This window comes from Nocardia sp. NPDC050412 (assembly GCF_044458825.1).
GTDB lineage: Bacteria > Actinomycetota > Actinomycetes > Mycobacteriales > Mycobacteriaceae > Nocardia.
This window is the reverse complement of the sequence record NZ_JBITIJ010000006.1, coordinates 44,953-70,433: the sequence shown is the minus strand read 5'-3', so window position 1 is coordinate 70,433 and position 25,481 is coordinate 44,953. Positions and strand designations below refer to the sequence as shown.

The window sequence follows — 25,481 nt, the reverse complement described above, 5'->3', positions numbered from 1 at the left end:
GGTGCCGAAGGAGCATGTCGGACTCATACCGGTACTCCCAGGATGTCCGCGACTGTGCGCATAGCGACGATCCCGCGTTCGACATCGAACGTCGTGTCCTCGCCGGTACGCGATGCGCCGGAGCCGGTGTCGCGCACCGCCTGGCCGATGGCGCGGCGCTCCCCGGATTCGAACGCGCCGAACGTGCGGCGCAGTAACGGCAGGATCTCGACGAACATATCGTCGCCGAGACCGCGCAGCCAATCGTCGATGAGCCGCAACAACTCTCGGTCGTGGACCAGCAGTAGCCCGCGACCGCCGAGGAACCCGTCGATCCAGGCCGCCTTGCCGGCGGCCGTATTGCCGATCGACAGTGCGGCCGAAAGCCTACGCGCGGACTCGGTTTCGTCGATGCGTCCGGCATCGGCGAGCAATCGGACGGCGCGGCCGACGAGGGCGCCGTGCACATCGTCACGGTCGGCCACGCGGTGCAGGGCGGCGAGCCATTCGCCGGTTGCCCAGTCGTTGTCGCGGGTGTGGATGGCGGTGTGCGCGGCATCGAGTTGAGTGCGCAGATGTTCGGCGGCGTCGGTATCGAGGCCGGTCACCGCGCCGGGCAGGCCCGCGCAGATTCGCACGAGCAGACCGTCCGCGACGTGGGCGAGTGCCTCGGTATCGGTGCCGCGGACGTCGCCGTAGCGCAGTGTGCGGGTCAGGCCGGGAAGGGCGGCGAGCAGGTGGGTTACGTCGTGGTCGAGTGCCGCCGCCGATTCCAGGCGGGTGATCAGACCGTCGGTGGCATCGCCGAGGTCGGCGAGCAGCGCGATCTCGAGCGCGTCGGTGAGATCGCCGACGGTACTGCCCTCGCGGCCAGCGGTATCGAGGATCTTGGCCTGCGCCGCGGTGCGGATGGTGGTGCCCCAGCGGGAGGCCTCGATAATCGAGACGGCGAATTCGGGTCGCCACCGCAGCGTCCAGGATTCGCGGAAGGTGCCGGTGCTGCGCACTTCGCCGGTTGTCGGTGTGCCCCAGTCGATTCCGAGCACGCGCAGCCGGTGCAGCAGTCGCGAACGCTCGACTTCGCGCTCCTTGCGCAGGTCGAGATCGAGGCTGCGGGACAGGGCTTCCTGCTTGAGCCGCAGTGTGCGGATCCGGGCACGCAGATCGGCATCCAGCGGGACTGTCGGCGTGCCATCGGGAACAGCGCCGAGCGCCTCACCGACCACCAGTTCGGAAGCGACGAGCCGCAGCATCGACTCATCACCGGCGCACATCACCGACCGCACTGCCTCGGTGACCTCCGACAGTCCGGCCAGTGGCCGTGCCCGCAGCACCGCGAGCGTGTCGGCGAGCCGGACGGCTTCGATGATGTGCGCGCTCGAGACCGGTAGATCGTGGGCGCGCAGCACTCCAGCCACCTTGGTCAGCCAGCGCGCGATCGGCTGCTCGGTCTCGGTGAACAGGTGGTGATACCAGCCCGGCGAGGCGATTCCGGCGCCGTATCCGGAGGTCGTCGCCAGCCGCGAATGCGTCCAGGGCACCCACGTCACCGTCGCCTTCACCTTCGGCAGCCCTTTGAGCAGCTTGGTATCCGCCGTCGCCGGCCCCAACTTCCCCGCCAACGCCGGCGCATGCCACGCCCCACACACCACCGCAACCCGCCGCGCCCCCTCTTTCAACACCTTCCGTATCGTCTGCCGCATATACGCTTCACGCCGCAAGGTGTGCGCGTCGATGCCGATGGGTTCGCGCTCAACGTCTTCGGGACCGATCGCTTCGTCGACAGTGTCGCCGGTCGGTGAGTTGGGCGACCCATCATGTGCGGTGGGCCGGGGTTCGCCGTTGGACATGAGCGTCTCGTCGTCAGCGCTACCCGTGGCTGAGCGATCACCCGCGCGGATGCCGCGCACTTCGTCCGGCTGGTGACCTGAAGCGTCGTCCGTTGGGGCCGTGGCAGGTCCGATCGCGAACATGCCTTGTCCGGCAGCGTCCCGCAGTGCGCCCATTGCCTCGGTGATCGCTTCGAAAGCGTCGGCGTCGGCCACGGATTCGACTACCGCGTCCCACCAGCGTTCGGCATCGTCGTAGCCGGCGGCAGCGGCCAATTCGGCGAGTGGGTCGATGCGGTCACCCGGTTCGTCCTCGGTGGCCAGGACGGTGCTCGCGGGCAGGTCGCAGAACCGCACCGGCACTGCGTGTTCCACCGCATATTGCAGCGCCTGCCATTCGGGGGAGAACACTGCGAACGGCCAGAAAGCGGCCTTGGCGGGCTGGTCCGGCACATAGGCCAGTAGCGCGACGGGCGGCGACATGCCCTCGGCCGCGACGTATCCGACCAAGGGGTCGGCATCGGCCGGGCCCTCGATCAGTATCGCGTCGGGACGAAACTGTTCCAGCGCGGCGCGCAGGGATCTGGCCGAACCCGGGCCGTGATGACGGATACCGAATACGTGGGTCACCGGACCACTCGAGGCGACGCTCTGCTGGACGTCCATATGGTCGTCGGTCGTGTTTGTCTTGCTCACCGTGTCACCCCCGGTTGAACATGCGCTGTGGTCGGATCAGGCGGCGCCTAGCCCTCATCCCGTGACCTCGCGGCAGGCGCGGTAGAAGTCGGACCACTCGGGGCGTTCACGCACAACGGCTTCCAGATATTCGGTCCAGATGACTGCGTCGGCCACCGGATCCTTGACGACAGAGCCGAGGACCGCGCCCGCTATATCGGACGCACGCAAGGTGCCGTCACCGAAGTGCGCCGACAGGGCAATCCCATTGGTGATCACCGAGATCGCCTCGGCGGTGGACAGGGTGCCGGAGGGCGTCTTGAGCTTGGTGCGGCCGTCGGCGGTCATACCGGAGCGCAGCTCGCGGAAGATGCGAACAACCCGCCGCACCTCCTCGGCCGCAGCCGGAACAGTTGGGAGTTCGAGCGCGGAGCCGAGCTGTTCGACGCGGCGGGCCACAATGGCGACCTCCTCGTCTTCACTGGCGGGCAGCGGCAGCACAACGGTATTGAAGCGGCGCCGCAAAGCGGAGGACAGGTCGTTGACGCCACGGTCGCGGTCATTGGCGGTGGCAATGACATTGAAGCCCTTGGCCGCCTGTACCTCCATCCCGAGTTCCGGCACCGGCAGCGTCTTCTCGGACAGCACGGTGATCAGCGCATCCTGCACATCGGACGGGATACGGGTGAGTTCCTCGATCCGCGCGATCGCACCGCGGCGCATCGCCGTCATTACCGGCGACGGCACCAGCGCACCCTCGCTCGGCCCCTCCGCGAGCAGTCGCGCATAGTTCCAGCCATAGCGGATCGCCTCTTCGGCAGTGCCGGACGTGCCCTGGACCAGCAGTGTCGAAGCACCGCTGATCGCGGCCGAAAGATGTTCCGATACCCAGGTTTTCGCGGTGCCCGGCACGCCGAGCAGCAGCAGCGCCCGATCGGTCGCCAGCGTCGCGACCGCCACCTCCATAAGCCGGCGCGGCCCGACGTACTTGGGGCTGATCACGGTGCCGTCGTCGAGCGTGCCACCGAGTAGATAAGTGACCACCGCCCACGGCGACAGTTGCCAAGACGGCGGTCGCGGCCGATCATCGATCGCGGTCAGTGCCCGCAACTCCTCGGCATAGGCCTGTTCGGCATGTGGACGCAACAGCTCCGGCATCGAATCGGTAGTGGTCACTGCAACTCCTCGAGCATCATCGAGCGGTGGTTGAGGTCATGGGCGAGCTGATCGAATGCTCGCTCCCAATTGGGATCGGTGCAGCGGCGCGCCACCGCGGTGGTCGTCCGCGCCGCGGTGACGGGCAGATGCACGGCCGCCGCGGACAGCAGCGACCGATGTGCGTTCGGGCCGGTGCCATGCGCTTCTGGGCGTTTGGCCGCGGCACGTGCGCGTTCGAACAACAACAGAATCAAGTGTTGGGCAAGAGGTTCCGGCCACGGATGGCCCATGGCGGGCAACAATGCCTCGAGCTCCGAGAGCCAAGCGCCGTCCAATTGGAGCAAATGTGTGGTGCGATCCGGCAGCGGCAGCAGTGCGAACAATTCGCGACGCCGCAGCATTGCCAGGTCGGTCGGCACGCCTGCATCGAACAGCGCCCGCGCCCAGGCCGGATCATGTTGTGCCAGTGTGGCATCCACCCAGCCGTCGAACAGCGGCTGCCGGAACCGGTCACTGATCTTGGCCCGAGTGGCCTTATCCGGTGCGCCTAGTTCCGACTCCCAGTGCGTCAGTGGTGTCGCCGCGACGAGTTGCCGCAGCCTACCGGCACGCAGATCCGGTGCTCCGTCCCAGCGATAGGTGAACTCAACGGTGCGGTCGTTGATGCCGTCCCTGCGGTCGGCATCGTCGAGTTCCTCCGGTATGCGGACAACCAGATTCGGATGCAGCAGCAGATGTTCGACCGTGACCCATGCGCTCGAGCGCCGAGTCACGCGCTGGGTGAATGCCGAATTCGGCAGCAGCGGCAGCAATCCGGCCGCGACTCGCCGCACATCCGATCGCCGATCGTCCAATGCCGTCTCGAGCAGTGGTTCGTCGTCGGCCGAAATCCCGTCGGCGAGTACGGCCAATAGCTCCGCTTTCAGCGGACCGGATTCCTTCGGCCAAGCCGCGGTCAGTGCTTCACGTGCGGCCTTGGCATCTCGGCCGCGCAGTTCGATGAGCCATTCGCGGCGCTCGGACGGTTGGCCGAACAGCCAGCTCTGCTCCGTCGGCGCATCGGAATGTCCTCGCGGCACCAGGTCGCGCCAGTCCGGATGTTGGTCGGCCAGCCAGCGGCCGCGGGTTCCGGCCAGGCGCAATAGCGGCTCGCGCAGGTCGGTATTCGCCTTCGCCTGTTCGAGCAGTAGCGCACACAGTGCATCCGGGGCGCGATAGTCGAAGGGTGCTGCGCCCGCGAACCATTCGGGCAGAAAGGGGGACCGGTCCCGCAACAGGCGGGCGAGACGGGATGCCGCGGCGCGGGGCAGGAGTCGCCGCGCGTCATCCACGGCGGGTTCGGGTTCGGCCGCCGTGCTGACGGATACGCCGCCGCGCGCGAAAGCGCCACGCAGCGCGGCAGATTCGAGCAGCAGCAGTGCGGGATCGGTGCGCAACCGGGTCGCGACGGCCGCCACCGGAGCCTCGAGCCGCGCGGGATCCGCTGCCCTACGCGCAGTGCCGAGCAGCGCCACCGAGGTCAGCTCCGCAGACACCGGCGCATTCGACGCCCCACGCGGGCCGAACTCGGCGCTACCGACGTCGACGACCTCACCCGCGGTGAATACCGAGATCGGCACCAATCCGGCCGCTCCCCATTCGGCCGCCAGCGTCACTGGATGCCCTCCGGACACGCCGAGCAGTCGCCACGGCTGCTCGGTGGCCGCAACAGGTAGTGCAGTGCCGTCGGATTCGGTGATATACCAGCCATTTTCGGTCCACACCGGCACGACATCGGTGAGCAGCAGCGGTCGCAATCGCAGCCACGGATCGCCCGCGAGCGCCTTGGCATGTTCGGCTAATGCGGCGGCGATCGTTCCGTCGGTGACCGGCAGCGTGGTGAATGGTTCGGCCGCGCGGTGCCGTTCGCCCCAGAGCGCCCGCAGCGGCGCGCCACCCGGGTAGTAGTGCAGATCCGCTTCGGCCATCATGCCAGGAAGTGGTACCTCCGCCGAGAAGCTCGGCGAACCGAAGGAATGCTCGAGCAGCAATGCCCAGCGTCGAGTCTGCCTGCCGTACAACCAGGTTCGGCGCGTATAGAGCCGCTCCTCCTCGCTGGTCCGGATCCCGAGTACCTGCCACTGGTCCCGAACTGCCGATTCGGCGCGCACGGATTCGGCTGACGTCGGATAGCCGATATGGGTACGGACGCTCGCCCGCAGCTCCGGTGACAATTCGTCGAGGCGGCGGTGCGCGGCGATCAGCAGATGCAGTCTCGCGTATTCGGCGAGTACGACATCTGGCCAATCCGCCCTGGTCACCAGGGTGGTCGGCAACTGGCGCAGCACGGCGGCGACGCCGGGGGCCTGCGCGTCGACCATTCGGGCCGCGATCGCCTCGAATGCCCGAAACGAGCGATCTGTCTGGGCCAATCCGGTCCGCACCTGATCGCCGAGCCAGATATCGAGTTCCTCCAGACCCTCCGTCACCCGCAGCCGCCGCTGTTCGGCGGTCGCCGGATTGGCAGTGCGGGCCTGCGGGTCGGCGGCGGGCTCGGCCGCGCGGACCGCGCGTGCGTTGATCCACTCCGCCGCGAAGTCCGCGATAGCGGCTTCGGCGACCGCACCGCCCGACCAGCCGAGTAAGAGCGACAAAGCGTGCTTGCACGGGAACTTGCGGCTGGGACACGAGCACTTGTATGCCGGACCCGCCAGATCCACGATCGTCTGATACGGCTTGGAGCCGCTGCCCTGGCACAGGCCCCACAATGCGGTGTCCGACTGCCCGGTGCCGTGCCACCGCCCGGCGAGCTTGCGCGCGGCCGATAGCGAGCTCGCATCCGGTGCGAGCGCGCTGACCTGTTCCTCGGTCCACAGCGCGGTCATGTGTTGGCTCCCGCCTGGTTCATCCGGCGGCCCCGGATCGACTGTATGTCATGTCTTCCCCCGTTACTAGGTTGTCGAATTTCTACCGCACCCCACCGACAAGTTGGGTGGTGAGCGGGTGTTTTTCCTGGAATACGCTGCGCGGACGGCAGATTCGGCAGCAAATGCGCCTTGCGCTGGTTGTCTGATTCTGGCATTCTGTCCTGTTCGGCTCCGACCGAGCCACCCGAATCGGGTGACACACCATCGAGCTGCCCGCCGGGGTTGGCGAGGGGTGGACATCGAGCGGGGCCCAGCCTGTTCGATGGCCATACCATCCCCGCGGGCAGATTCGCATTTCCGCTTCCCACCAGGCGAAACGGTGCCGCTGTGGGCGAATTCCACGCCATCGGGTAGCGTTTCGCTCAGCTTTCAACAGTGATACCCGTGCGGGGTTGGAGGACATGCCGCGGTTCGGTGGTGTAGGGGGTTACGCATGCGTACAGATCCCGGAACTGATACTGCGACGGTGCCGCGCCTGACCGAAGTGGTATCCAGGCGGCTCGCCGCGGATCCCGCGGTCACCCCCGATGTCGCGCATACCGTGCTCCGCGCCCTCGGTGGCGGCGAGTCCGATGATCTGACAACCGAATTCGACGGTTCCGGCATATTCCTGCGTGCGATCCGGGTGCGCGGCTTCCGCGGCATCGGACCCGAGGCAACACTGGAGCTGCCGCCCGGTCCCGGTCTCACATTGGTGGTGGGCCGCAACGGAAGTGGAAAGTCGAGCTTCGCCGAGGCCGCTGAACTGGTGCTCACCGGTAGTAATCGCCGCTGGGACGGCCGGTCCGCGGCGTGGCGCGAGGGTTGGCGGAATCTGCACGATGGTGGGTCGGCGCGCATCGAACTCGAATTGCTCACCGCCGGTGCCGATCCCGAACTCACCATCGCCAAAGAGTGGTCACCACAGGCCGATCTCGGCCAGGCGCATTGGACCGAGCAGCGATCCCGCACCGCGCCAACGGATTTCGACGGCCACCGCTGGGCTGGTCTGCTGGAGTTGTATCGCCCATTCCTGTCCTACAGCGAACTCGGCGCACTCGTCGACGGCAAACCGAGCGATCTGTTCGACGCGCTGCATCGGCTGCTCGGCCTCGACGAATTGACCGTGGCGCAGGAGCGGATTCGCACTCGCCGACTGGAACTCGAACGCGCCGTACGGGATTCGCGTCAGGAACGCATCGAACTGGTGACCGCGCTCGGTGCGGTGGCCGATGACCGTGCGGTGCGGATGGCGGCACTACTGCGCCCGGACCGTCCCGATCTCACGGCCATTGGTCGCGAAATACTCGGTACGGCAGAGAATCCGGTCGGGCCGGATGGGTTGCGGGCAATCGTGCGACTTGTTTTGCCGTCGGGTGCCGAGGTCGAGGCCATAGCCGCGCGCCTCGAAGGATGCCGCGCGGTGCTCGCTCGCGATTCGACCGCTGATGCCGAGGCCGATCTGCGGGTATTGGAGTTGCTGCGGCGGGCACGCGATCATGTCGGTGCCAGCGGACAATGCCCATGCCCGGTCTGTGGACGCGGGGAATTGGATGCGACGTGGCTGCGCGGTGCGCAAGCCTCGATCGCCGAGCTGACCTCCCGGGTCGACGCGCTCGCGACCGCGCGCGCCGCGCTGCGGCAGGCCGTCCGTGACGCCCGCGCGCTACCGGAACATATCCCGCCGGAACTGGATTTCGATCCACGCAATCCGCCCACCGTCGACACCACCGCGGTGCGTCGGGCCTGGACGGACTGGGCGGCGCTGACCGGCGCCGATTACTCGCCTGACCTGCCCGATCGCCTGCGTGGTGCGCATACGCGTCTGGTCGACGAACTCGAACTGCTGCAGCAGGGCACCCGCAAGGAACTGAACCGCCTCGACGAGGTGTGGTCGCCGCTGGTGCCACGCATCAGTGGCTGGCTGGCGGGGGCACGCGCTGTCGTCGCGAACGGCAGCGAACTGCGCACGCTCAAGCGCGCCGAGGATTGGCTCAAATCCGCGACGGCCGGATTGCGCGGGGAGCGGATGGCGCCGCTGGAGACCACGGCGCGCTGGGTGTGGCGCACGCTGCGTCAGCAGAGCAATGTCGAACTCGGTGCGATTCGATTGCAGGGCAATGCCGGAACCGCGCGTCGGGTGCTGCTCGATGTCACCGTCGACGAGGTGGATGGCGCCGCGCTCGGCGTGATGAGTCAGGGTGAGCTGCACGCCCTCGGACTTTCGCTGTTTCTGCCGCGAGCGACGGTGGAGGACAGTCCTTTTCGCTTCGTCATGATCGATGACCCGGTGCAGGCCATGGATCCGGCGAAGGTGGATGGACTGGCCAGGGTGTTAGAGGTCATGGCGTGGACGCGCCAGGTGATCGTCTTCACCCATGACGAGCGGCTGGCCGAGGCGGTGCGGCGCATGCAACTGGATGCCAGCGTGCTGGAAGTGCAGCGCCGCGAGCGCTCGGTGGTGGAAGTACGGGTCTCCAGCGACCCCATCCGCCGCTACCTCGACGACGCCCGCTCCCTCGTCCGCACCCCCCAACTTCCTCCGGCGATCGCCGACGAACTGGTGGCCACCTGCTGCCGCTCGGCCGTCGAAGCGGCCAGTCTGGCCCGAGCTCGACGCAATCTGCTTGCCGACGGAATGGACCATCGTGACGTCGAACGCCACATCGAAGGCGCGCAAACCACCCGCGCAATGGTCGCGCTCGCGGTAATGGGTATCGACGGCCGAGTAGACGACCTCAACAAACACCTTGCCCGGGAAGGCAAATGGGTCGTCGACGCCTTACGGGACGCCACCGCAGGAGCCCACGTACCCATCGGCCGCAGCATGCGCGACCTGATCGCGGACACCGAAAAGTTCGTCGGCTGGCTACGACGATGAACGAGGGCTGCGCATCGATAGCTAAGGGGTGGCGTTGAGCGTGGCGCATGATGACGTGGGCGCTGCGGGCGACGGTCGGCCTCGGCGGCCGAAGGTGGACGGGGCGCGGCGGCGAGGTGGCGCGCGCAAGCAAGGGGCGGCGCGGAAACCACATCCGCCGCGGCCGACAGTGGCCGAGCGGTTCGATGCGGTGGATCGGCTGCTCGACGGGTCGGTGACCGATGCCGACGGGCTGTGGTCGCGGGCGACGGTGTGGATTCTGCGGCTCGCGCTCGAACAGTCCGTCGACGAGCTGTGGTTGAAGGTGGCACCGGAATTGGCGCGCTGCCCGATGCGCGCACAACTGCTCGCCCTGCGCGTATTCGCGGGCGACGCCACCGCCGCGCAGGTCGCAACGGTATGGGCCGCCCTATCCCGCGCCGCCCACCACCACGATTACGAACTCGCCCCGAGCGTCACCGAATTACGCCGCTGGCGCGAACAGACCGTCGCGATCGCCACCGCACTAGCCAAAGCCGCCACCCGATGACCACACGCTGCGCGAGGGTGACCGCCCCGACCATCGATGGCGTCAATCCGCTCGACGATCGTTGCTAGACGATATGTCGGCGCTTCGGTATGGCCGCGCATGAGTCGCGCGGCGGCGCAAGGCATGTGGATCGAGATCAGGTGGAATCTGTGCAGTCGCCAAGCGAGTAGCCCCTCCACCAGTGCCACCTGATCTTGATAAGGCCCGGCCCCGGTGCACGCAGTGATCCGCGCGACGAGCAAGATTCGGAGTCATGGACCAGTCGCAGCCATGCCCGTGTAAGCGTGGGGAGCCGCTCGGCGCCTGTTGTGGACCGGTGCTGGCAGGGGAGCGGTCCGCGGCGACTGCCGAGGCGCTGATGCGCTCGCGCTACACCGCATTCGCGGTCGGCGATACCGAATATCTGCTGCGGTCCTGGCATCCGCGCACCCGACCGAAGACGCTCGACCTGGATCCGGACCAGCGCTGGCTGTTCCTGGAGATCGTGCGTACCGAGCGCGGCGGTCCATTCGACGACACCGGCATCGTGGAATTCATCGCCCACTACAAGGCCGATCGACGCGGATCCCTGCACGAGGTCAGCACATTCACACGTGTGGAGGGCGTCTGGGTCTACCTCGACGGCGTCCTCGAACCATGACGGGTAGCGTGCCAACCATGCCACGTGTCGCGATCGAATACTGCACGCAATGTCGCTGGTTGCTGCGCGCGAGCTGGATGGCACAGGAATTGTTGAGCACCTTCGCCACCGAACTCGGTGAGGTGGCACTGATCCCCGGGTCGGGCGGTGTATTCCGCATCACCATCGACGGCGACCAGATCTGGGAGCGCAAGGCGGACGGCGGGTTCCCGGATATTGCGGTACTCAAACAGCGTGTGCGCGATCGCGTCGCGCCCGACCGTGACCTCGGCCACGTCGACAAGCGGCACTGACCCAACCGAGCGTGATATCGACGACGCCGGATTCAGGAACAGCAGCCGCCACCGCAGCATCCACCACCGGCGGGCCGCGGCGCGGGTGCAGGTGACGCGGCACCGCCGCCACCCCTGCTGACCGTGCCAAATGTGGTCAGCAGCTTGACCGTGTCATCGTGACCGTTCGGGCAGGCCGCCGGATTCGACGCCTCCGCCATCGGACGGTTTACCTCGAAAGTGTCGCCACAGCTGCGGCACCGGAAGCTATAACTCGGCATCGGCCCAGCGTAGCGCCAAGGGTGAGTGGTGCGTCCCACCTATCCCACTGTCCAACTGGACGTACTCTCGATAAGAGATCGCTAGGTGCTTGGACCCGGCCGGAGCAAACTCGCAGCGCACTGCCCGGGTCGTAGGCAGGAGGTGCGGAAGATGACCACGCAGTTCGATATCGAACCTGGCTCCGAGGTCGGCGACACCGAGCCGGTCGCGCAAACGACCTGGGGCCGCGTGAGTGGACGCTGGGACGGACCGGTCGCGGTGTGGCGCAGCATTCCGTACGCATCCGCGCCGTCCGGTCCGAACCGGTTCCGGCCGCCACTGCCGCCGCAGCCATGGGACGGCATCCGCGAGTGCACCACTTTCGGCGAGATCGCCCCGCAGACAATGGGCAATATGGTCCCGGTCGACTCCGACCTGCGGATGGGCGAGGACTGCCTGTGGCTCAATGTGTGGTCGCCGCGCAGTTCTGCCGATACCGGTGCGCCGCGCCCGGTGCTGGTGTGGTTGCACGGCGGCGCCTACTGCCTCGGCACGGCGGCCCAGGCGATCTACGACGGTCGCAAGCTTGCCGAAGCCGGTGACGTGGTCGTGGTGACGGTCAATTATCGCCTCGGCGCGCTCGGCTTCCTCGACTTGTCCTCGCTCTCCGACGATTTCACGCCGAATCTCGGTCTGCACGACCAGATCGCCGCGCTCGAGTGGGTCCGGGACAATATCGCCGCATTCGGCGGCGATCCAGGCAATGTGACGCTGTTCGGTGAATCGTCCGGCGCCGGATGCGTGACCGCACTGCTGACCTCACCGCACGCCGCTGGTCTGTTCCACCAGGCAATCGCGCAAAGCCCGCCCGCGACAACGGTTTTCGGCCAGGCGCGCGCTGCCGGTGTGGCTCAACGATTTCTGGAACTGATCGAACTCCCGTATTCGCGCGCAAGCGAATTGCTGGAGTGCCCGATCGAACGGATCGTGACCGCGGCGGGCGTACTGCTGGACGAGATTCCGTTGAAGGAGCCGGGCCGACTGGCAGCCGCGCCGGTGGTCGACGGCGATCTGGTGCCGACCTATCCGATCGACCGCTTCCAACAAGGCCGTTCACATCGTGTGCCGCTGATCATCGGCACCAATAAGGACGAGGCCTCGCTGTTCCGCGTCTTCCGCTCGCCGATCATGCCGGTGACCCCGGATGCGGTGAACGTCATGCTGCGCGATGTGGCCGCAAGCCATCCGGATATGTCGCCCGAGCGTATCGCCGAAATCACCTCGGCCTATCCGGATCTCGCGAAAACACGTGGCGCACTTGCCATGTCCACCGACGCGGCCTTCCGCATGCCCGCCCACTGGGTTGCCGACGGCCACGCTCAACACTCACCGACTTGGATCTACCGCTTCGACCATGCCACCCCCATGTTGAAGGCGGCCCGCGTCGGTGCCGGTCACGCCACCGAATTACCTTATGTATTCGGCAATTTCGGCACTCTGAACCATGACCCCACCTTCTGGCTCGGCGGCCGCAAGGTTGCCTTGGAAGTCTCCGGTCGCATGCAGCGCCGCTGGCTTGCCTTCGCCACCCACGGCGTACCGGCTGCCATCGACGGCTCCAAACACTGGCCCCCCTACCGCCCCGACACCCGCACCACCCTCCTCATCGACAACATCGACCGCGTAATCGACGACCCGGACCGCGACCTGCACACCGCCTGGGGCGAACAAGCCGTCGGCTTCAGCTGAGTCGCCGCACCTTCCGACGGGCAGCCAGGGTGTGGGGTGGCGGCCGTTGCTGCGGGAAACCTAGTGCCATGGTTGCCCCAGAGGCATCCGGTGCGGCAACCGTGCCCACGCCCCATGCGAGCTTGCGGGTGGTTCACCATGTGCTGCGTCGAGCTCGCGCACGGCTCACCGTGCGCCACCTCGCGAACGTCGAATGCCTTGTGCGCCTTACTATTACACGTCCGTGGAGAAGCGGATGCCGCCGTCCGGGATGTCGACGCCGGGCCAGATGCGGGCGCCGCGCAGTAGCTCGCAGCGGGCGCCGATGTTCGCGCCGTCGCCGATGACGGCGTCGCGGACGAGGGCGCGGGGACCGATGCGCGCGCCGAAGCCGATGATGGAGCGCTCCACGGTGGCGCCTGCTTCGATGCGGGCGCCGTCGAAGAGCACCGCGCCGTCGAGGCGAGCGCCTGCGCCTACTTCAGCGCCGCGACCGACGACGGTACCGCCGATGAGCAGCGCGCCGGGAGCGACGCCCGCACCCTCGTGGACCAGGGATTCACCACGCTGACCGGGCAGGGCCGGGGAAGGGGCGATGCCCCGGACCAGGTCGGCCGAGCCGCGGACGAAGTCCTCGGGAGTACCCATATCGCGCCAGTAGGACGAGTCGACATGGCCTTGGACGCGGGCGCCTTCGGCGAGCAGCGCCGGGAACACCTCACGTTCCACCGACACCGGCCGCCCGGCCGGAATCTTCTCGATGTATTCGCGCCGGAAGACATAGCAACCGGCATTGATCTGATCGGTGGGCGGATCCTGCGTCTTCTCCAGGAACGCGGTGACCCGCCCATCCTCGTCGGTCGGCACACAGCCGAATGCGCGCGGGTCGCTCACCCGAACCAGATGCAGGGTCACATCCGCGTTCGTGGACTCGTGGGTGTCCAGGATCGCGCCGAGATCGGTGCCGCCGAGGACGTCGCCGTTGAACACCATGATGTTGTCGGCGCGCAGCTTGGGCAGCACATTGCGGATGCCGCCACCGGTGCCGAGCGGTTCGGTCTCGGTGACGTACTCGAGCTCCAGGCCCAGGTCTGTGCCGTCACCGAAGTGTTCCTCGAAGACCTCCGCCTTGAACGAGGTGCCGAGCACGACGTGGGTGATTCCGGCGTCCGCGATGCGGGCGAGCAGGTGGGTCAGGAACGGCAGTCCGGCGGTAGGCAGCATCGGCTTGGGCGCCGACAGGGTGAGCGGACGTAACCGCGTGCCCTGGCCGCCGACCAGAATCACGGCGTCGGTGCCTACATTTCCTGCCATCATGCTCCCTGTTCACAGTGGATCGTGTGCTCGGTAGGTGCGCGCCTACAGACAGACACCAGTTTCGGTACCCAGCGACACGGGTTCGGCACCGTTGTGTGCCGAACTTGTGACGTTAGCTCTGGGCTTCCCGCGCCTGTTGGCGCAGCGCAGATCGAACCGCAATTCGGGAACGGATCGCAAGTCCGGCCCGCAACGCCAACCGCAACGGCGCCTGCCACCAGTGCGGATGCCGATCGGCCTGGAATCGGTACGCGCTCGCGTGGTGCGCGGGGAGCATCACCTCGGGATGGCGTCCGGCCGCATGCCCCTTGGCGTGGGTGACCTCGGCGTCGGGCACGAAGACGTTGTGCCAACCGGCCTTGCCCATCCGGTCGCCGAAGTCCACGTCCTCCATGTACATGAAGTAGCGCGAGTCGAAGCCGTCGATCGAATCGAAGGCCGCGCGCCGGACCAGCAGGCAGGAACCGGACAACCAGCCGACGGCCCGCTCGGAGATCTGCTCGTTGTCCTGGCGGTAGCGCAGGGTCCATGGATTCGACGGCCATACCGTGCCGAGGATGGCGTGTCCGGCGCCATCGAGCAGGCCCGGCACTGAGCGCGCGGACGGGTAGACGCTGCCGTCGGGCTCGCGCACCATCGGTCCGAGCGCGCCCGCCCGCGGCCAGCGCTTGGCGGCGGCGAGCAGTTTGTCGATGGAATCGGTGCCCCAGCGAATATCCGGATTGGCGATGACGATGAATTCGACACTCGGATCGATCTCCGCGACCGCCCGGTTGATCGCGCCGCCGTAACCGATATTTCCGCCGGTCCGCAGCAGTCGCACGTGTGCGTTCGCCTCCGCCGCGAGCTCCGGCGCACCGTCCACCGAGCCATTGTCGGCCAGGATCACCTGCGGTTTTTCGCTGGTGGCAGCGGACAGGGTGGTGATGAAGTGCTCGAGGTGCTCGCCGGGTGAATAAGTCACCGTGACGACGACAAGGCCGCCGGGGGCCAAGGATCCGGAATCGCTCACGACTGCGCCTCGCTGACGCTCGGCTCCGTTGTGCGCGATTGCGCGCTGTGTTGATGGTTCACTCGCTGTGGCTCCCTCACGGGCAAGCAGCCTACTGTGACAACCTCGCCAGCGCGTCCCCGAGTGCGACCTTCCACGGCCGCAATGGCGTCAGCCCGGCATCGGCCCAGGAACGGTTGGCCAACACCGAATACGCCGGGCGCCGTGCGGGTCTCGGAAATGCGGTCGAGTCACACGGGCGCACCCGAGTCGGATCCGCGCCGATTCCGGCGAATATCGCCCGCGCGAATTCGAACCAGCTGACTTGGCCGGAATTAGTGGCGTGCAGCACTCGCGGCGCATCCGGTCGACCCGCCAATTCAAGGAGTCCGGCGGCCAGGTCGGCGGCGTAGGTCGGGGAGCCGAGCTGGTCCTCGACCACGTCGAGGGTGTCGCGTTCGCGTTCCAGCCGCAGCATGGTCGCGACGAAATCGCTTCCGCGCCCGGTGTATACCCATGCCGTGCGCACCACATGAGCGTGCGGCGCGGTTTCCAGCACGGCCTGTTCACCTGCCAATTTCGAGCGGCCGTAGACCGTGGCGGGTTCGGTCGGGTCGTCGGTGTCGTACGGCTTGTCGTGTGTTCCCGCGAACACGTAGTCGGTCGAAATATGGATCAATCGAGCGTCCACCTCCGCACATGCGGCAGCGAGTACGGCCGGTCCGGTCGCATTGACCGTGAAGGCGGCCTCGGGATCGGATTCGGCCTGGTCGACGGCGGTGTAGGCGGCACAGTTCAGCACGACATCGCCCGGTTCGATTGCGGCGCGCACGGCGGCCGCGTCCGTGATGTCCAATTCGTCGCGGGCGAAGGCGTGGGCGTCGGGTGCGCGGCGCAGGAGTTCGCGTCCCAACTGCCCGCCGGCTCCGGTCACGACGAGGCGCGCGGCTACGGTCGACAAGGGCGATATCGCGGTCACGGGCACGAGTCTGGCACGCCGTGGCACCTGCGGTTGAGGTCTGCCGCGGTAGCCGTCGGTTAGCCTCGGGGCGACGGTGACGGGGGCTACCGGAGGCGGGGCGGTCGAGTCAGCGACGCGTCGGCTTCGACGAAACCGGCGCTGCGCAGTCGGAATCAGCTGGGAGCGCGCGGGGCAAGCGCAGCATGGTGCTTGGGCAGGATGCTCGGTTTTTGGCGAGAGGATGCAGTGGTGCCGCAGAAGGTGAGGGCGACAGCGTCGTCGCGACTGTCCGATGCTGCGAGCGGCTTGGGGCCGCTGCGCACGTTCATCGCGGTCGGGGCGGTGCTGGTCCTGCTCATCACCGGATTCGCCTGGCACAGCGTGGACTCGCTGATCTCGAATATCGAACGCATCGGCGGCCTCGGCCTCGGCGGTGGGCACGACGGCGCCGTCGACATCCTGCTGGTCGGTGTGGACAGCCGCACCGACGCGCACGGCAATCCGCTCAGCGGCAATGAGCGCGCCATGCTGCACGCGGGCGATGAGGTCGGCACCAATACCGACACCATCGTGCTGGTTCGTGTACCGAACGACGGTCGCTCCGCCACCGCCCTCTCGATTCCGCGCGACTCCTATGTCGACATTCCGGGTATGGGCAAGGGCAAGATCAACTCGGCTTATGGCGCAACCAAGGAGGCCCAGCGGCTAAAGCTGACCAACCAGGGCGTTTCGGAAGCCGACGCGGACAAGCAGTCCACCCAGGCGGGACGGCAGGCGCTGATCAAGACCGTGGCCAATCTCACCGGCATCACGGTCGACCACTATGCCGAGGTCAGTTTGCTCGGGTTCGTGCTGCTGACCGATGCGGTCGGCGGGGTCGATGTGTGCCTGAACAGTCCGGTGGACGAATGGATGTCCGGCGCCGACTTCCGGGCGGGGCGCCAGAAGCTCGACGGCCCACAGGCTTTGAGTTTCGTGCGCCAGCGCCATGATCTGCCGCGCGGCGACCTGGACCGGATCGTGCGCCAGCAGGTCTTCATGGCGCGGCTGGTCGGCCAGGTGCTCAGCGCCAAGACGCTGAGCAATCCGGGCAAGTTGCATAATCTCAGCGATGCCGTCGGTCGCACCGTGGTGCTGGACGACGATTGGGACGTGCTGGCGTTTCTGCAACAGTTGAAGGACCTTTCGGGCGGTCAGGTCAGTTTCGCGACGATTCCGGTCGCCGATCTCAACGACACGACCAGCGACGGTGAATCGGTCGTGCGGGTGGATTCGAAGACGGTCAAGTCTTATGTGGCATCGCTGGTCGACGGCAAGTCGCAGGATCATGCCGAGCCGACAATCGATCCGGCATCGGTGAGCGTCAGCGTGTTCAATGCGAGCGGGATCGGCGGGCTCGCGGGACAGGTGGCACAGGCGTTGACGGCTAAGGGATTCCAGGAGGGATTGGTCGGCAATTACACCGGGCCCAGCGTCACCGGCAGTCGAGTCCTCGCGATGGATGCCTCCAATCCGAAGGCCAAGGCGGTCGCGCAGGCGCTCGGCGGGTTGACGGTCATCGCGGACAGCACGTTGTCCCCGGATTCGGTCAGCGTCGTGTTGGCAAGCGACTATTCTGGTCCGGGCTCGACCGCGGGCAGCATGTTCGACTTCTCCGGAACGTCGAGCACCGCGACGCCCGTACCACCGGCTCCACCGATCGACGCAGGCCAGAATGGACCGAAATGCGTGAATTGACCATGCGTGAATTGACCGATGCGTGACCACGACCAGGTACTGACCCTCACCGAGGCGGTGCTGGATCCAATCCTCGAGCGCGATCCGGCAGGTCCGCGTGTCACCTACTACGACGATGCCACCGGCGCCCGGATCGAACTATCCGGGCTGACCCTGGCGAACTGGGCGGCCAAGACCGCCAATCTGATCCGCGACGAATTCGGGCTGAGCCCGGGTGCGCGCGTCGCGGTGCTGCTGCCCGCGCACTGGCAGACCGCCGCGGTGCTGCTCGGCTGCTGGTGGGCCGGGACCGAGGTGGTGCTCGGGCCCGATGCGGATGCCGATCTGGCGCTCGCGACCGCCGAACGGATGGACGAGACCGACGGTATTGCGGAGGTCGCGGCGCTTTCGCTGGATGCCTTCGGCATGCCGGTGCGCGATCTGCCGATCGGCATCACCGATTTCGCCACCTCTGTGCGGGTGCACGGGGACCAGTTCATGCCGCGCGGCGCCGGGGTGGCGCTGGACGGGATGCCGGTCTCCGAGGTTCTCGCCGAGGCGAGGAAATCCGCTGTGCTACAAGGGTTTTCCGAGGGTGACCGGGTGCTGTCGAGCGCGTCGTGGGATACCCCGGCCGAGCTGATCGACGGGTTCGTCTCGGTGCTCGTCGCGGGGGCCTCGCTGGTGCAGGTGGTCAATCCGGATCCGGCGCTGCGCGAGCGACGCATCGAATCCGAGCGGGTCACCGCGCAGCGCGGCTGAGCTCCTACCCTGGTATAGGTCGGCGTCCGACCATGGGACGTTCCACCCTGGCCGGGGAGTCCGTACGGTGGAATTGTCGCGCAACGATGGGGTTGGTGAAGTGATGAAGCCGCAGTATTGGTTCCGGTGGTTATCGGTGCAGGGTGCGCCGCGGTTTGCCCTGCGCACCCAGGCGCGACGCGGCGATCCGTTCGCCCAACTCATGGGCGGACCGGACGGTCTCGCCGACCCCTATCCACTGATCGAGCGGCTACGCGGACAGGGCCGGGTGCAGCGCACCTCGATCGCGTGGGCGAGCTTCGACCACGACCTGTGCCGAGCCGTGCTGCGGGACAACCGATTCGGTGTGCGTACCACCGACTCCTTCAATATTCCGAAGCCGCTGCAGTTGCTCGCCAAGCGACTTCCCTTGCCGCCCAATCCGGTTGAGCCGCCATCCATGCTGGTCATCGACCCGCCCGAGCATACGCAGATGCGCAAGCCGGTCGCCGCGGCCTTCACTCCACGCGCAATCGGACGATTGCGCGAACGGGTCGAGACGGTCACCGAGGAACTGCTCGGTGCGCTGCCCTCGGGCGGTTCGGCCGATCTGATCGAGTCATACGCCGCGCAGGTGCCGATTGCCATCATCTCCGAAATGCTCGGCTTCCCGGAAAGGGACCGAAAGTTATTCCTGGACTGGGGCGATCGGATGACGCCCCTGCTCGACGTCGGGATTTCCTGGCGGGCATTCCGGCGGGCGCTCGGCTCGATGGAGGTGATGAACGATTACCTCGACGGACATATCGCGCGACTGCGCCACGAACCGGGCGATGACATCCTCAGCAGTCTGGTCACCGCGGGTGAACTCGACGATTACGCCTTGAAGGCGACCGCGAGCCTGTTGATGGGCGCGGGTTTCGAGACCACGGTCAACCTGATCGGCAACGGCGTCGCACAATTGGTCACCCACCCCGAACAATTGGATCGATTGCGGGCCCAACCCGATCTCTGGCCGAATGCGGTCGAAGAGGTGCTGCGCATCGATGCGCCGGTACAGACGACGGCACGAATCGCATTGACCGACTTGGAGCTCGAGGGTGTGCGGTTGCACAAGGGCAATACCCTGGTGCTGTCGCTGGCAGGTGCGAACCGCGACCCCGCCGTCTTCGCCGATCCGGCTGTCTTCGATGTCGGACGCTCGAATGCCAAGGAGCACTTGACATTCAGCAGTGGCCTCCACGCCTGCCTCGGTGCGAGCCTGGCCCGCATGGAAGCCACCTACGCGCTGCAATCGTTGTTCGAGCGGTTCCCGGACCTGCGACTCGATGGGACACCGCAACGGCGAGAACTGTTCACGCTGCACGGATATGAACGGATGCCGGTTCGGCTCGGTCGCCGGGCCAGCGCCCCGGCTCCCGAACCGACGACGGTCTGAGGGCTACATGCCGTGCCGATGGTCGCCCGTAACGGCTTCGCACAGCTGCGCTTCGGTTTCGGGTGAGAACGGTTCGCGGTAGGCGGCAACGGCTCGGCGGGTCTCCTCGTCCACCAAATCGGCGTTGATCTGGGCTGCGGCGGCTGCGCCCGCTGCCGCGGCCGCACCGACCTGGGACGTCAGGTCGGTGACATTGCCTGCGGCCCAGACACCGGGCACGTCGGTCCGGCCGGTGGCGTCGGTGGGGATGTATTCGCCGACGCCAGCCGGGTGCTCAGTTGGTTGCAGTCCGAGTTTTTCGAGAAAGTTCGCTCGGGCCACCATCCGTGAGCCGACCACCACGACCTCGCGGGGGACTACGGTGCCGTCGCTCAACCGGACTCCCGCGAGGCGGTCGTCGGTAATCTCCAGCGCGGTCACTTCACCGCGCACCATGCGAATACCGCGGGCATTCAACTCTTCGGCCTGTTCGGCGGTGAGTGGGATGGTGTGCGAGAAGTACGTGACATCGGCGGTGAGCTGACGGAACAGCAGTGCTTGGTGCACCCCCATAGGGCCGGTGCCCAGGACACCGATGGCCTGGTCGCGGACCTCCCAGCCGTGGCAGTACGGGCAGTGGATCACATCGCGACCCCAATGCTCCCGCAGTCCCGCGATCTCGGGTAGCTCATCGACCAGCCCGGTTGTCACCAAAAGCCGACGCGCCCGCACGGATCTGTCACCGAGGCATACCGCGAATCCCTCGGCATCCCTCGCGACCGTGACGACCTCGCCGTTCACCACATGCCCGCCATAGCCGCGAACCTCGGCCCGACCGCGTTCCAGCAACTCGCCGGGCGGTGTTCCGTCCCTGGCGAGCAGTCCGTGCACACCCTCGGCCGGGGCATTACGCGGCTGCCCCGCATCAATGACAACCACCGACCGGCGCATCCTGGCCAGTATCAGCGCACCGCTCAATCCGGCCGCGCCACCGCCGATCACCACCACGTCATAGCCGTCTTTCAGCTGATCGTTTCGCTCGGTCACAGCTGCGCCTCGCTGGCGCTCGGCTCCGCTGCGACCGTTGGTGCTGTGCTGATCGGTTCCCTCGCTTGGCTCGGTCACAGCTGCGCCTCGCTGGCGCTCGGCTCCGCTGCGACCGTTGGTGCTGTGCTGATCGGTTCCCTCGCTTGGCTCGGTCACAGCTGCGCCTCGCTGGCGCTTGGCTCCGCTGCGACCGTTGGTGCTGTGCTGATCGGTTCCCTCGCTTCGCTCGGTCACATGACCACCTCCTCCAGGCAACCATGCAGGCTGGGCGGCGATAATGGCAAACAAACTTGCCGTTATGGCAAACTGGTGGGCATGGACAATGACCTCGGCCGAGCCCTCGACGCGGTCGGACCTCGGTTACGCGCGCTGCGTCGCCAGCGCGAAACCACACTGGCCGACCTGTCGACGGAAACCGGCATCTCGGTTAGCACGCTGTCGCGCCTGGAATCCGGTGACCGCCGCCCAACCCTCGAACTGCTGCTGCCGCTGGCCAAGGCGCACGGCGTCACCCTCGACGAACTCGTCGACGCCCCACCCACCGGCGACCCGCGCATCCACCTGCGCCCCATCACCCGCCACGGCATGACCATGCTGCCCCTGACCCGCCGAGCGGGCGGGATCCAGGCATACAAGCTCGTCATCCCGGCCTACAGCCCCCGTCAGGAGCCCGACCCGCGAACCCACGAGGGCTACGAATGGCTCTACGTCCTCAACGGACGCCTACGCCTCGTCCTCGGCGAACATGACGTGATTCTCGTGCCCAGCGAAGCCGCCGAATTCGACACCCGCGTCCCGCACTGGTTCGGCGCGGCGGACAACGAGACAGTCGAATTCCTCAGCCTTTTCGGGAAACAGGGCGAACGCGCCCATGTTCGCGCCGCGCCGAAATCCGCCCGTCGGTAGGGCGTGCCGAGCAGTCGCCGTGCCGCCTGCCGCGCAGCTGAATGGTTGCCAGAACTCGCTCGACGGCTCGGGTCTTCGTTGCGAAGATCGAACAAGTGCCGCGATCTACGAAAGTTGTGACATGACTCATTCTGCCGGAACCGATTCCAGGCGGCGCGCGCTGCTCGGTATTGCTCTGCTGTCCACGCTGGCCGCCTGCGCGAAGGCACCCGCGCGCGAGATCACCCCTGCACCAGTATCGGATTCAGTGGCGCGCCCGGACTCGACGGCGCACTTCGCCGAACTGGAGCGACGATTCGACGCTCGACTGGGGATCTTCGCTGTCGCGACCGGATCCGGATCCACGCTCGCGTATCGGGCGGATGAGCGCTTCGCGTTCTGCTCGACATTCAAGGCGCTTGCCGCGGCCGCGGTGCTGTCGCGAAATCCGCTGTCGCATTTGGATACTCGGATACGGTTTACTCGCGGGGACATCCGATCCATCTCACCGATCACCCAGCACCGGGTAGATTCCGGCATGACAATCGGCGAGCTGTGTGACGCGGCGGTCCGCTACAGCGACGGCACCGCAGGCAATCTGCTACTCGATGATATCGGCGGAACGGCTGGATTCACCGACTACCTACGCGGCCTCGGCGACCAGGTCAGCCAGCTGGACAACTACGAACCCGAGCTCAATAGCGTTGTCCCGGGCGATGATTCCGACACCACCACCCCGCGCGCGATCGCCGCCGATTTCCGGACGCTGATCCTGGGCTCGGCGCTACCGGATGACAAGCGCGCACTCCTGACGGATTGGCTCAGGCGCAATGTCACCGGTGCGAAACGCATCAAAGCCGCCACCCCCGACGGCTGGACTATCGCCAACAAGACCGGCACCGGCAACTATGGCCGTGCCAACGACATTGCCATCGTGACCCCACCCTCGCGCCCGCCGCTGCTGCTGGCGATCATGTCGGACCGCCCCAGCGGCTATGACGCACAACCCAGCGAAGACCTGATAGCCGAGGCCGCCCGACATATCTTCACCATCTTGAACTGATTTCCGGGTTCCGGTCCGAGGTCCGCACGCGGCATCGGTGCGGCAGCGAACGAAGAGTGTGCACATCCCATTCTCTCGCCGTGTCCGAGTCACTCTGGGCGCGGTTTCCAGGTGTAGCGGGTTTTGGGGCGGCCTGCGTGGCCGTAGTCGGACTTACGGTCGACCAGGCCGTCGTCGGCCAGCTTTTCCAAGTAGCGCCATGCCGTAATCCGCGAAACCCCGACGGTGCTGGCCGTATCGGCGGCAGTGAGTCCGCCTGGGGCGTCGCGGACCGTGCGGGAGATTTCGTCCAATGTTTGCGGGGCAACGCCTTTGGGTGCGGTGGCGCGTTGGTCGGAGGTGCGTAGGGCGCTGAGGGCGCGGTCGATATCCTGTTGGGAGATGGCGGTTTCGCCCGCGGGTAGGGCGGTGCGGAATTCGCGGTAGCGTTCGAGTTTGTCGCGGAAGGCGGCGAAGGTGAACGGTTTCAGCAGGTAGAGGACCACCCCGTAGGAGACCGCGGTGCGCACCATGGCCAGGTCGCGGGCCGAGGTGATGGCGATGACGTCGGGGCGGGGTGCGAGGCCGGTCAGGGCGGCGGCCACATCCAGGCCGCTGGCATCGGGAAGTCCGATATCCATGAGCACCAGGTCGATCGGTGCATTCTCGGCAGCCGCATCGGCCGCGGCGCGCATGGCCTCGCGACCGGTGTGTGCGACGGCGACCGCGCTGAAGCCCGGAATCCGTTCGACGTAGGCGCGGTGCGCCTCGGCGATCAATGGCTCGTCCTCGACGATCAACACTCGGATCATCGCGCATCCTTTCGTGGGATCGTCACGGTCACGGCACTTTCCGGATCGCGTTCGGTGTCGATTACGCCGCTGTGCCGGTCGACAAGGCGATGGACCAGTGCCAGCCCGAGGCCCTGATGGTCGGCCTTGGTGGAGTAGCCGCGTTCGGCGGCGCGGGCGAAGGCTTCGGCCGACATGCCGGGTCCGCTATCCGCGACGCGCATATACAGTGCCGAATCGTTCGCCGGTCGCACCGAATCGAACGCCGCCGCCATCTCGATGGCCAGTGCTGGCTCCGGTGCCAGCGCCGGATCGGCAGCAGCCGACGCATCCTGCTGGCGCACAGTAACTTCCACCCATCCAGCGTCACCTTCGGCAGCCGCGTCGATGGCATTATCGATCAGATTGCCGACCAGTGTCACTGTCTCCTGCGCGGACAGCGGCGCGGTCGAGTCGAGCGCCGTATCCTCGGTGATCGTCAACTCGATGCCGCGCTCGGCCGCCTGGTTCACCTTGCCGAGCAACAGTGCCGCAAGCGCCGGATCGCCGACCGAGGCGAGTAGCCGATCGATAAGAGCTTGGGACAGTTGAAGTTCCGCGGTCGCGAACTCCACCGCCTCCCGATAGCGTCCCAACTCCACCATGGTGATCACGGTGTGCAGCCGGTTGGCCGATTCGTGCGCCTGTGCGCGCAGCGATTCCGCGAATCCGCGCACCGAATCGAGTTCGCCCATCACGGTACGCAATTCGGTGTGGTCGCGGATGGTGATCACGGTGCCGATCGGCCGCCGCTCCCAGGTGACGACATCCTGATTGACCAGCAGAATCCGGTCCGTGGTCACATGCATCTCGTCGCGAACCACCCCCCAACTCATCCGCTGCATCGAAATCGGCAGATCCGCACGCGCGACGGGTCCATCGGGCAGATCCAGCAACCTGCGCGCCTCGTCGTTGACGACCTCCGCGCCATCGGCGTTCGGACCGAACACCACCAGCCCCTCGTGGATCGAATGCAGCACCGCATCGTGCTGTTCGTACAGCGTGCGCAGCTCATCCGGCGCGAGACCGTGCGTCTGTCGACGAATCCGGCGACTCAACAGAAACGAACCCGCCGCCGCTACCACTAGACCCGCTGCGGCCACGCCGAGAATCAACGGCAATTGCGTACCGACCTGAGCGCCGATCCGTGCCCGGGTGACACCCGCCGAGACCAATGCGACGATGCGCCCGTCGTCATAGACCGGCGTGACCGCCCGAATGGAGGGCCCGAGCGTTCCGGTGTACGTCTCGGTGAACGTCTCCCCGGCCAGCGCCCGATCGATATTGCCGCTGAATGGTTGCCCGATGAGTGCGGGCGTGGTGTGGGTGTAGCGGGTCCGATCACGTGCCATCACCACGATGAAGTCCATCCCGGTCGCCATGCGGGTCCGTTCGGTCACCGGTTGCAGTAACGCGGTGGGGTCGGGGGTGCGCAGGGCCTCGATGGTGGACGGCGCGTCCGCCACGGCCAAAGCGACATCGGTGACCTCGCGCGAGGTGGTGACATCGCTGTCGTGCCTGGCGTCGAGTACGGCTAGCACCGCCCCGATGCCGATGACCAGCCCGAGCACCACCAGTTGCAGCACGAAGGCCTGTCCGGCCAGCGATAGCCGACCGCGTCCCCCGTGTTTCTCACCGCGCAACACTTGCTTTTCCCTCGTGCCCATTGAACGTAATGCACCAAAGCGTGACCGCCG

The 25,481-nt window shown here is 66.8% G+C and carries 20 protein-coding genes; 10 read left to right on the top strand and 10 right to left on the bottom strand.

All coding sequences use genetic code 11. The features are described from left to right. Nucleotides 1-23: 23 nt before the first annotated feature. The 3 genes from ACIBI6_RS18020 to ACIBI6_RS18010 all read right to left on the bottom strand — a co-directional run bounded on the left by ACIBI6_RS18020 (nucleotide 24) and on the right by ACIBI6_RS18010 (nucleotide 6,505). On the bottom strand, nucleotides 24-2,474 hold the full coding sequence (locus tag ACIBI6_RS18020; RefSeq protein WP_396957347.1) for a DUF5682 family protein: 2,451 nt from the start codon (nucleotides 2,472-2,474) through the stop codon (nucleotides 24-26). A gap of 84 nt (nucleotides 2,475-2,558) precedes the next feature. Then, nucleotides 2,559-3,641, bottom strand: a complete 1,083-nt coding sequence (locus tag ACIBI6_RS18015) for an AAA family ATPase (protein WP_364344590.1) — start codon at nucleotides 3,639-3,641, stop codon at nucleotides 2,559-2,561. 14 nt (nucleotides 3,642-3,655) lie between these two features. Continuing rightward, complete coding sequence (locus ACIBI6_RS18010; protein ID WP_364344075.1) at nucleotides 3,656-6,505, bottom strand: DUF5691 domain-containing protein; 2,850 nt, start codon at nucleotides 6,503-6,505, stop codon at nucleotides 3,656-3,658. Nucleotides 6,506-6,980: 475 nt separating this feature from the next. Between ACIBI6_RS18010 and ACIBI6_RS18005 the strand changes: the two genes are divergently transcribed. The 4 genes from ACIBI6_RS18005 (at nucleotide 6,981) to ACIBI6_RS17990 (ending at nucleotide 10,869) form a co-directional block, all read left to right on the top strand. Further along, nucleotides 6,981-9,407, top strand: a complete 2,427-nt coding sequence (locus tag ACIBI6_RS18005; RefSeq protein ID WP_364344072.1) for an AAA family ATPase — start codon at nucleotides 6,981-6,983, stop codon at nucleotides 9,405-9,407. 40 nt (nucleotides 9,408-9,447) lie between these two features. Beyond that, nucleotides 9,448-9,936 carry a hypothetical protein gene (locus tag ACIBI6_RS18000; RefSeq protein ID WP_396957346.1) on the top strand — a complete coding sequence of 163 codons (489 nt, stop codon included), beginning with the start codon at nucleotides 9,448-9,450 and terminating at the stop codon, nucleotides 9,934-9,936. A 253-nt stretch (nucleotides 9,937-10,189) separates the two neighbouring features. Then, a complete protein-coding gene (locus ACIBI6_RS17995; RefSeq protein WP_396957120.1) occupies nucleotides 10,190-10,576 on the top strand; it encodes a YchJ family protein in 387 nt (128 codons plus the stop codon). A 17-nt stretch (nucleotides 10,577-10,593) separates the two neighbouring features. Further along, nucleotides 10,594-10,869 carry a SelT/SelW/SelH family protein gene (locus ACIBI6_RS17990; protein ID WP_364344066.1) on the top strand — a complete coding sequence of 92 codons (276 nt, stop codon included), beginning with the start codon at nucleotides 10,594-10,596 and terminating at the stop codon, nucleotides 10,867-10,869. 32 nt (nucleotides 10,870-10,901) lie between these two features. Here the strand turns inward: ACIBI6_RS17990 and ACIBI6_RS17985 are convergent, their stop codons facing one another. Then, a complete protein-coding gene (locus ACIBI6_RS17985) occupies nucleotides 10,902-11,129 on the bottom strand; it encodes a zinc ribbon domain-containing protein (protein WP_364344063.1) in 228 nt (75 codons plus the stop codon). A gap of 151 nt (nucleotides 11,130-11,280) precedes the next feature. Here ACIBI6_RS17985 and ACIBI6_RS17980 point away from each other — a divergent pair, with 151 nt between their 5' ends. Then, nucleotides 11,281-12,858, top strand: a complete 1,578-nt coding sequence (locus ACIBI6_RS17980) for a carboxylesterase/lipase family protein (protein ID WP_396957118.1) — start codon at nucleotides 11,281-11,283, stop codon at nucleotides 12,856-12,858. A 213-nt stretch (nucleotides 12,859-13,071) separates the two neighbouring features. On the opposite strand, the gene ACIBI6_RS17975 is transcribed toward ACIBI6_RS17980, so the two are convergent. The 3 genes from ACIBI6_RS17975 to rfbD all read right to left on the bottom strand — a co-directional run bounded on the left by ACIBI6_RS17975 (nucleotide 13,072) and on the right by rfbD (nucleotide 16,124). After that, a complete protein-coding gene (locus tag ACIBI6_RS17975) occupies nucleotides 13,072-14,151 on the bottom strand; it encodes an NDP-sugar synthase (protein WP_364344057.1) in 1,080 nt (359 codons plus the stop codon). Nucleotides 14,152-14,266: 115 nt separating this feature from the next. Then, entirely contained in the window at nucleotides 14,267-15,166 is a 900-nt protein-coding gene (locus ACIBI6_RS17970) for a glycosyltransferase family 2 protein (RefSeq protein ID WP_364344054.1), read from the bottom strand. Nucleotides 15,167-15,257: 91 nt separating this feature from the next. Continuing rightward, nucleotides 15,258-16,124: a dTDP-4-dehydrorhamnose reductase gene (gene rfbD, locus ACIBI6_RS17965; RefSeq protein ID WP_364344051.1), complete on the bottom strand. Its 867-nt coding sequence runs from the start codon at nucleotides 16,122-16,124 to the stop codon at nucleotides 15,258-15,260. A gap of 228 nt (nucleotides 16,125-16,352) precedes the next feature. Between rfbD and ACIBI6_RS17960 the strand changes: the two genes are divergently transcribed. The 3 genes from ACIBI6_RS17960 (at nucleotide 16,353) to ACIBI6_RS17950 (ending at nucleotide 20,001) form a co-directional block, all read left to right on the top strand. Continuing rightward, nucleotides 16,353-17,843, top strand: coding sequence for an LCP family protein (locus tag ACIBI6_RS17960; protein ID WP_396957116.1), 1,491 nt, complete (start codon nucleotides 16,353-16,355; stop codon nucleotides 17,841-17,843). A gap of 18 nt (nucleotides 17,844-17,861) precedes the next feature. Next, complete coding sequence (locus ACIBI6_RS17955; protein ID WP_396957115.1) at nucleotides 17,862-18,584, top strand: TIGR03089 family protein; 723 nt, start codon at nucleotides 17,862-17,864, stop codon at nucleotides 18,582-18,584. Nucleotides 18,585-18,687: 103 nt separating this feature from the next. Then, nucleotides 18,688-20,001: a cytochrome P450 gene (locus tag ACIBI6_RS17950; protein WP_396957114.1), complete on the top strand. Its 1,314-nt coding sequence runs from the start codon at nucleotides 18,688-18,690 to the stop codon at nucleotides 19,999-20,001. A 3-nt stretch (nucleotides 20,002-20,004) separates the two neighbouring features. Here the strand turns inward: ACIBI6_RS17950 and ACIBI6_RS17945 are convergent, their stop codons facing one another. Continuing rightward, nucleotides 20,005-21,027, bottom strand: a complete 1,023-nt coding sequence (locus tag ACIBI6_RS17945) for an NAD(P)/FAD-dependent oxidoreductase (protein ID WP_396957112.1) — start codon at nucleotides 21,025-21,027, stop codon at nucleotides 20,005-20,007. Nucleotides 21,028-21,342: 315 nt separating this feature from the next. Between ACIBI6_RS17945 and ACIBI6_RS17940 the strand changes: the two genes are divergently transcribed. Further along, nucleotides 21,343-21,933, top strand: coding sequence for a helix-turn-helix domain-containing protein (locus ACIBI6_RS17940; RefSeq protein ID WP_396957110.1), 591 nt, complete (start codon nucleotides 21,343-21,345; stop codon nucleotides 21,931-21,933). A gap of 121 nt (nucleotides 21,934-22,054) precedes the next feature. Continuing rightward, complete coding sequence (bla, locus tag ACIBI6_RS17935) at nucleotides 22,055-22,975, top strand: class A beta-lactamase (RefSeq protein WP_396957108.1); 921 nt, start codon at nucleotides 22,055-22,057, stop codon at nucleotides 22,973-22,975. Between the two features lie 89 nt (nucleotides 22,976-23,064). Here the strand turns inward: bla and ACIBI6_RS17930 are convergent, their stop codons facing one another. Then, complete coding sequence (locus ACIBI6_RS17930; RefSeq protein WP_364344034.1) at nucleotides 23,065-23,766, bottom strand: response regulator; 702 nt, start codon at nucleotides 23,764-23,766, stop codon at nucleotides 23,065-23,067. Beyond that, nucleotides 23,763-25,451, bottom strand: a complete 1,689-nt coding sequence (locus ACIBI6_RS17925; protein ID WP_396957106.1) for an ATP-binding protein — start codon at nucleotides 25,449-25,451, stop codon at nucleotides 23,763-23,765. Before ACIBI6_RS17925 ends, ACIBI6_RS17930 begins: the two co-directional genes overlap by 4 nt. Nucleotides 25,452-25,481: the final 30 nt, after the last annotated feature.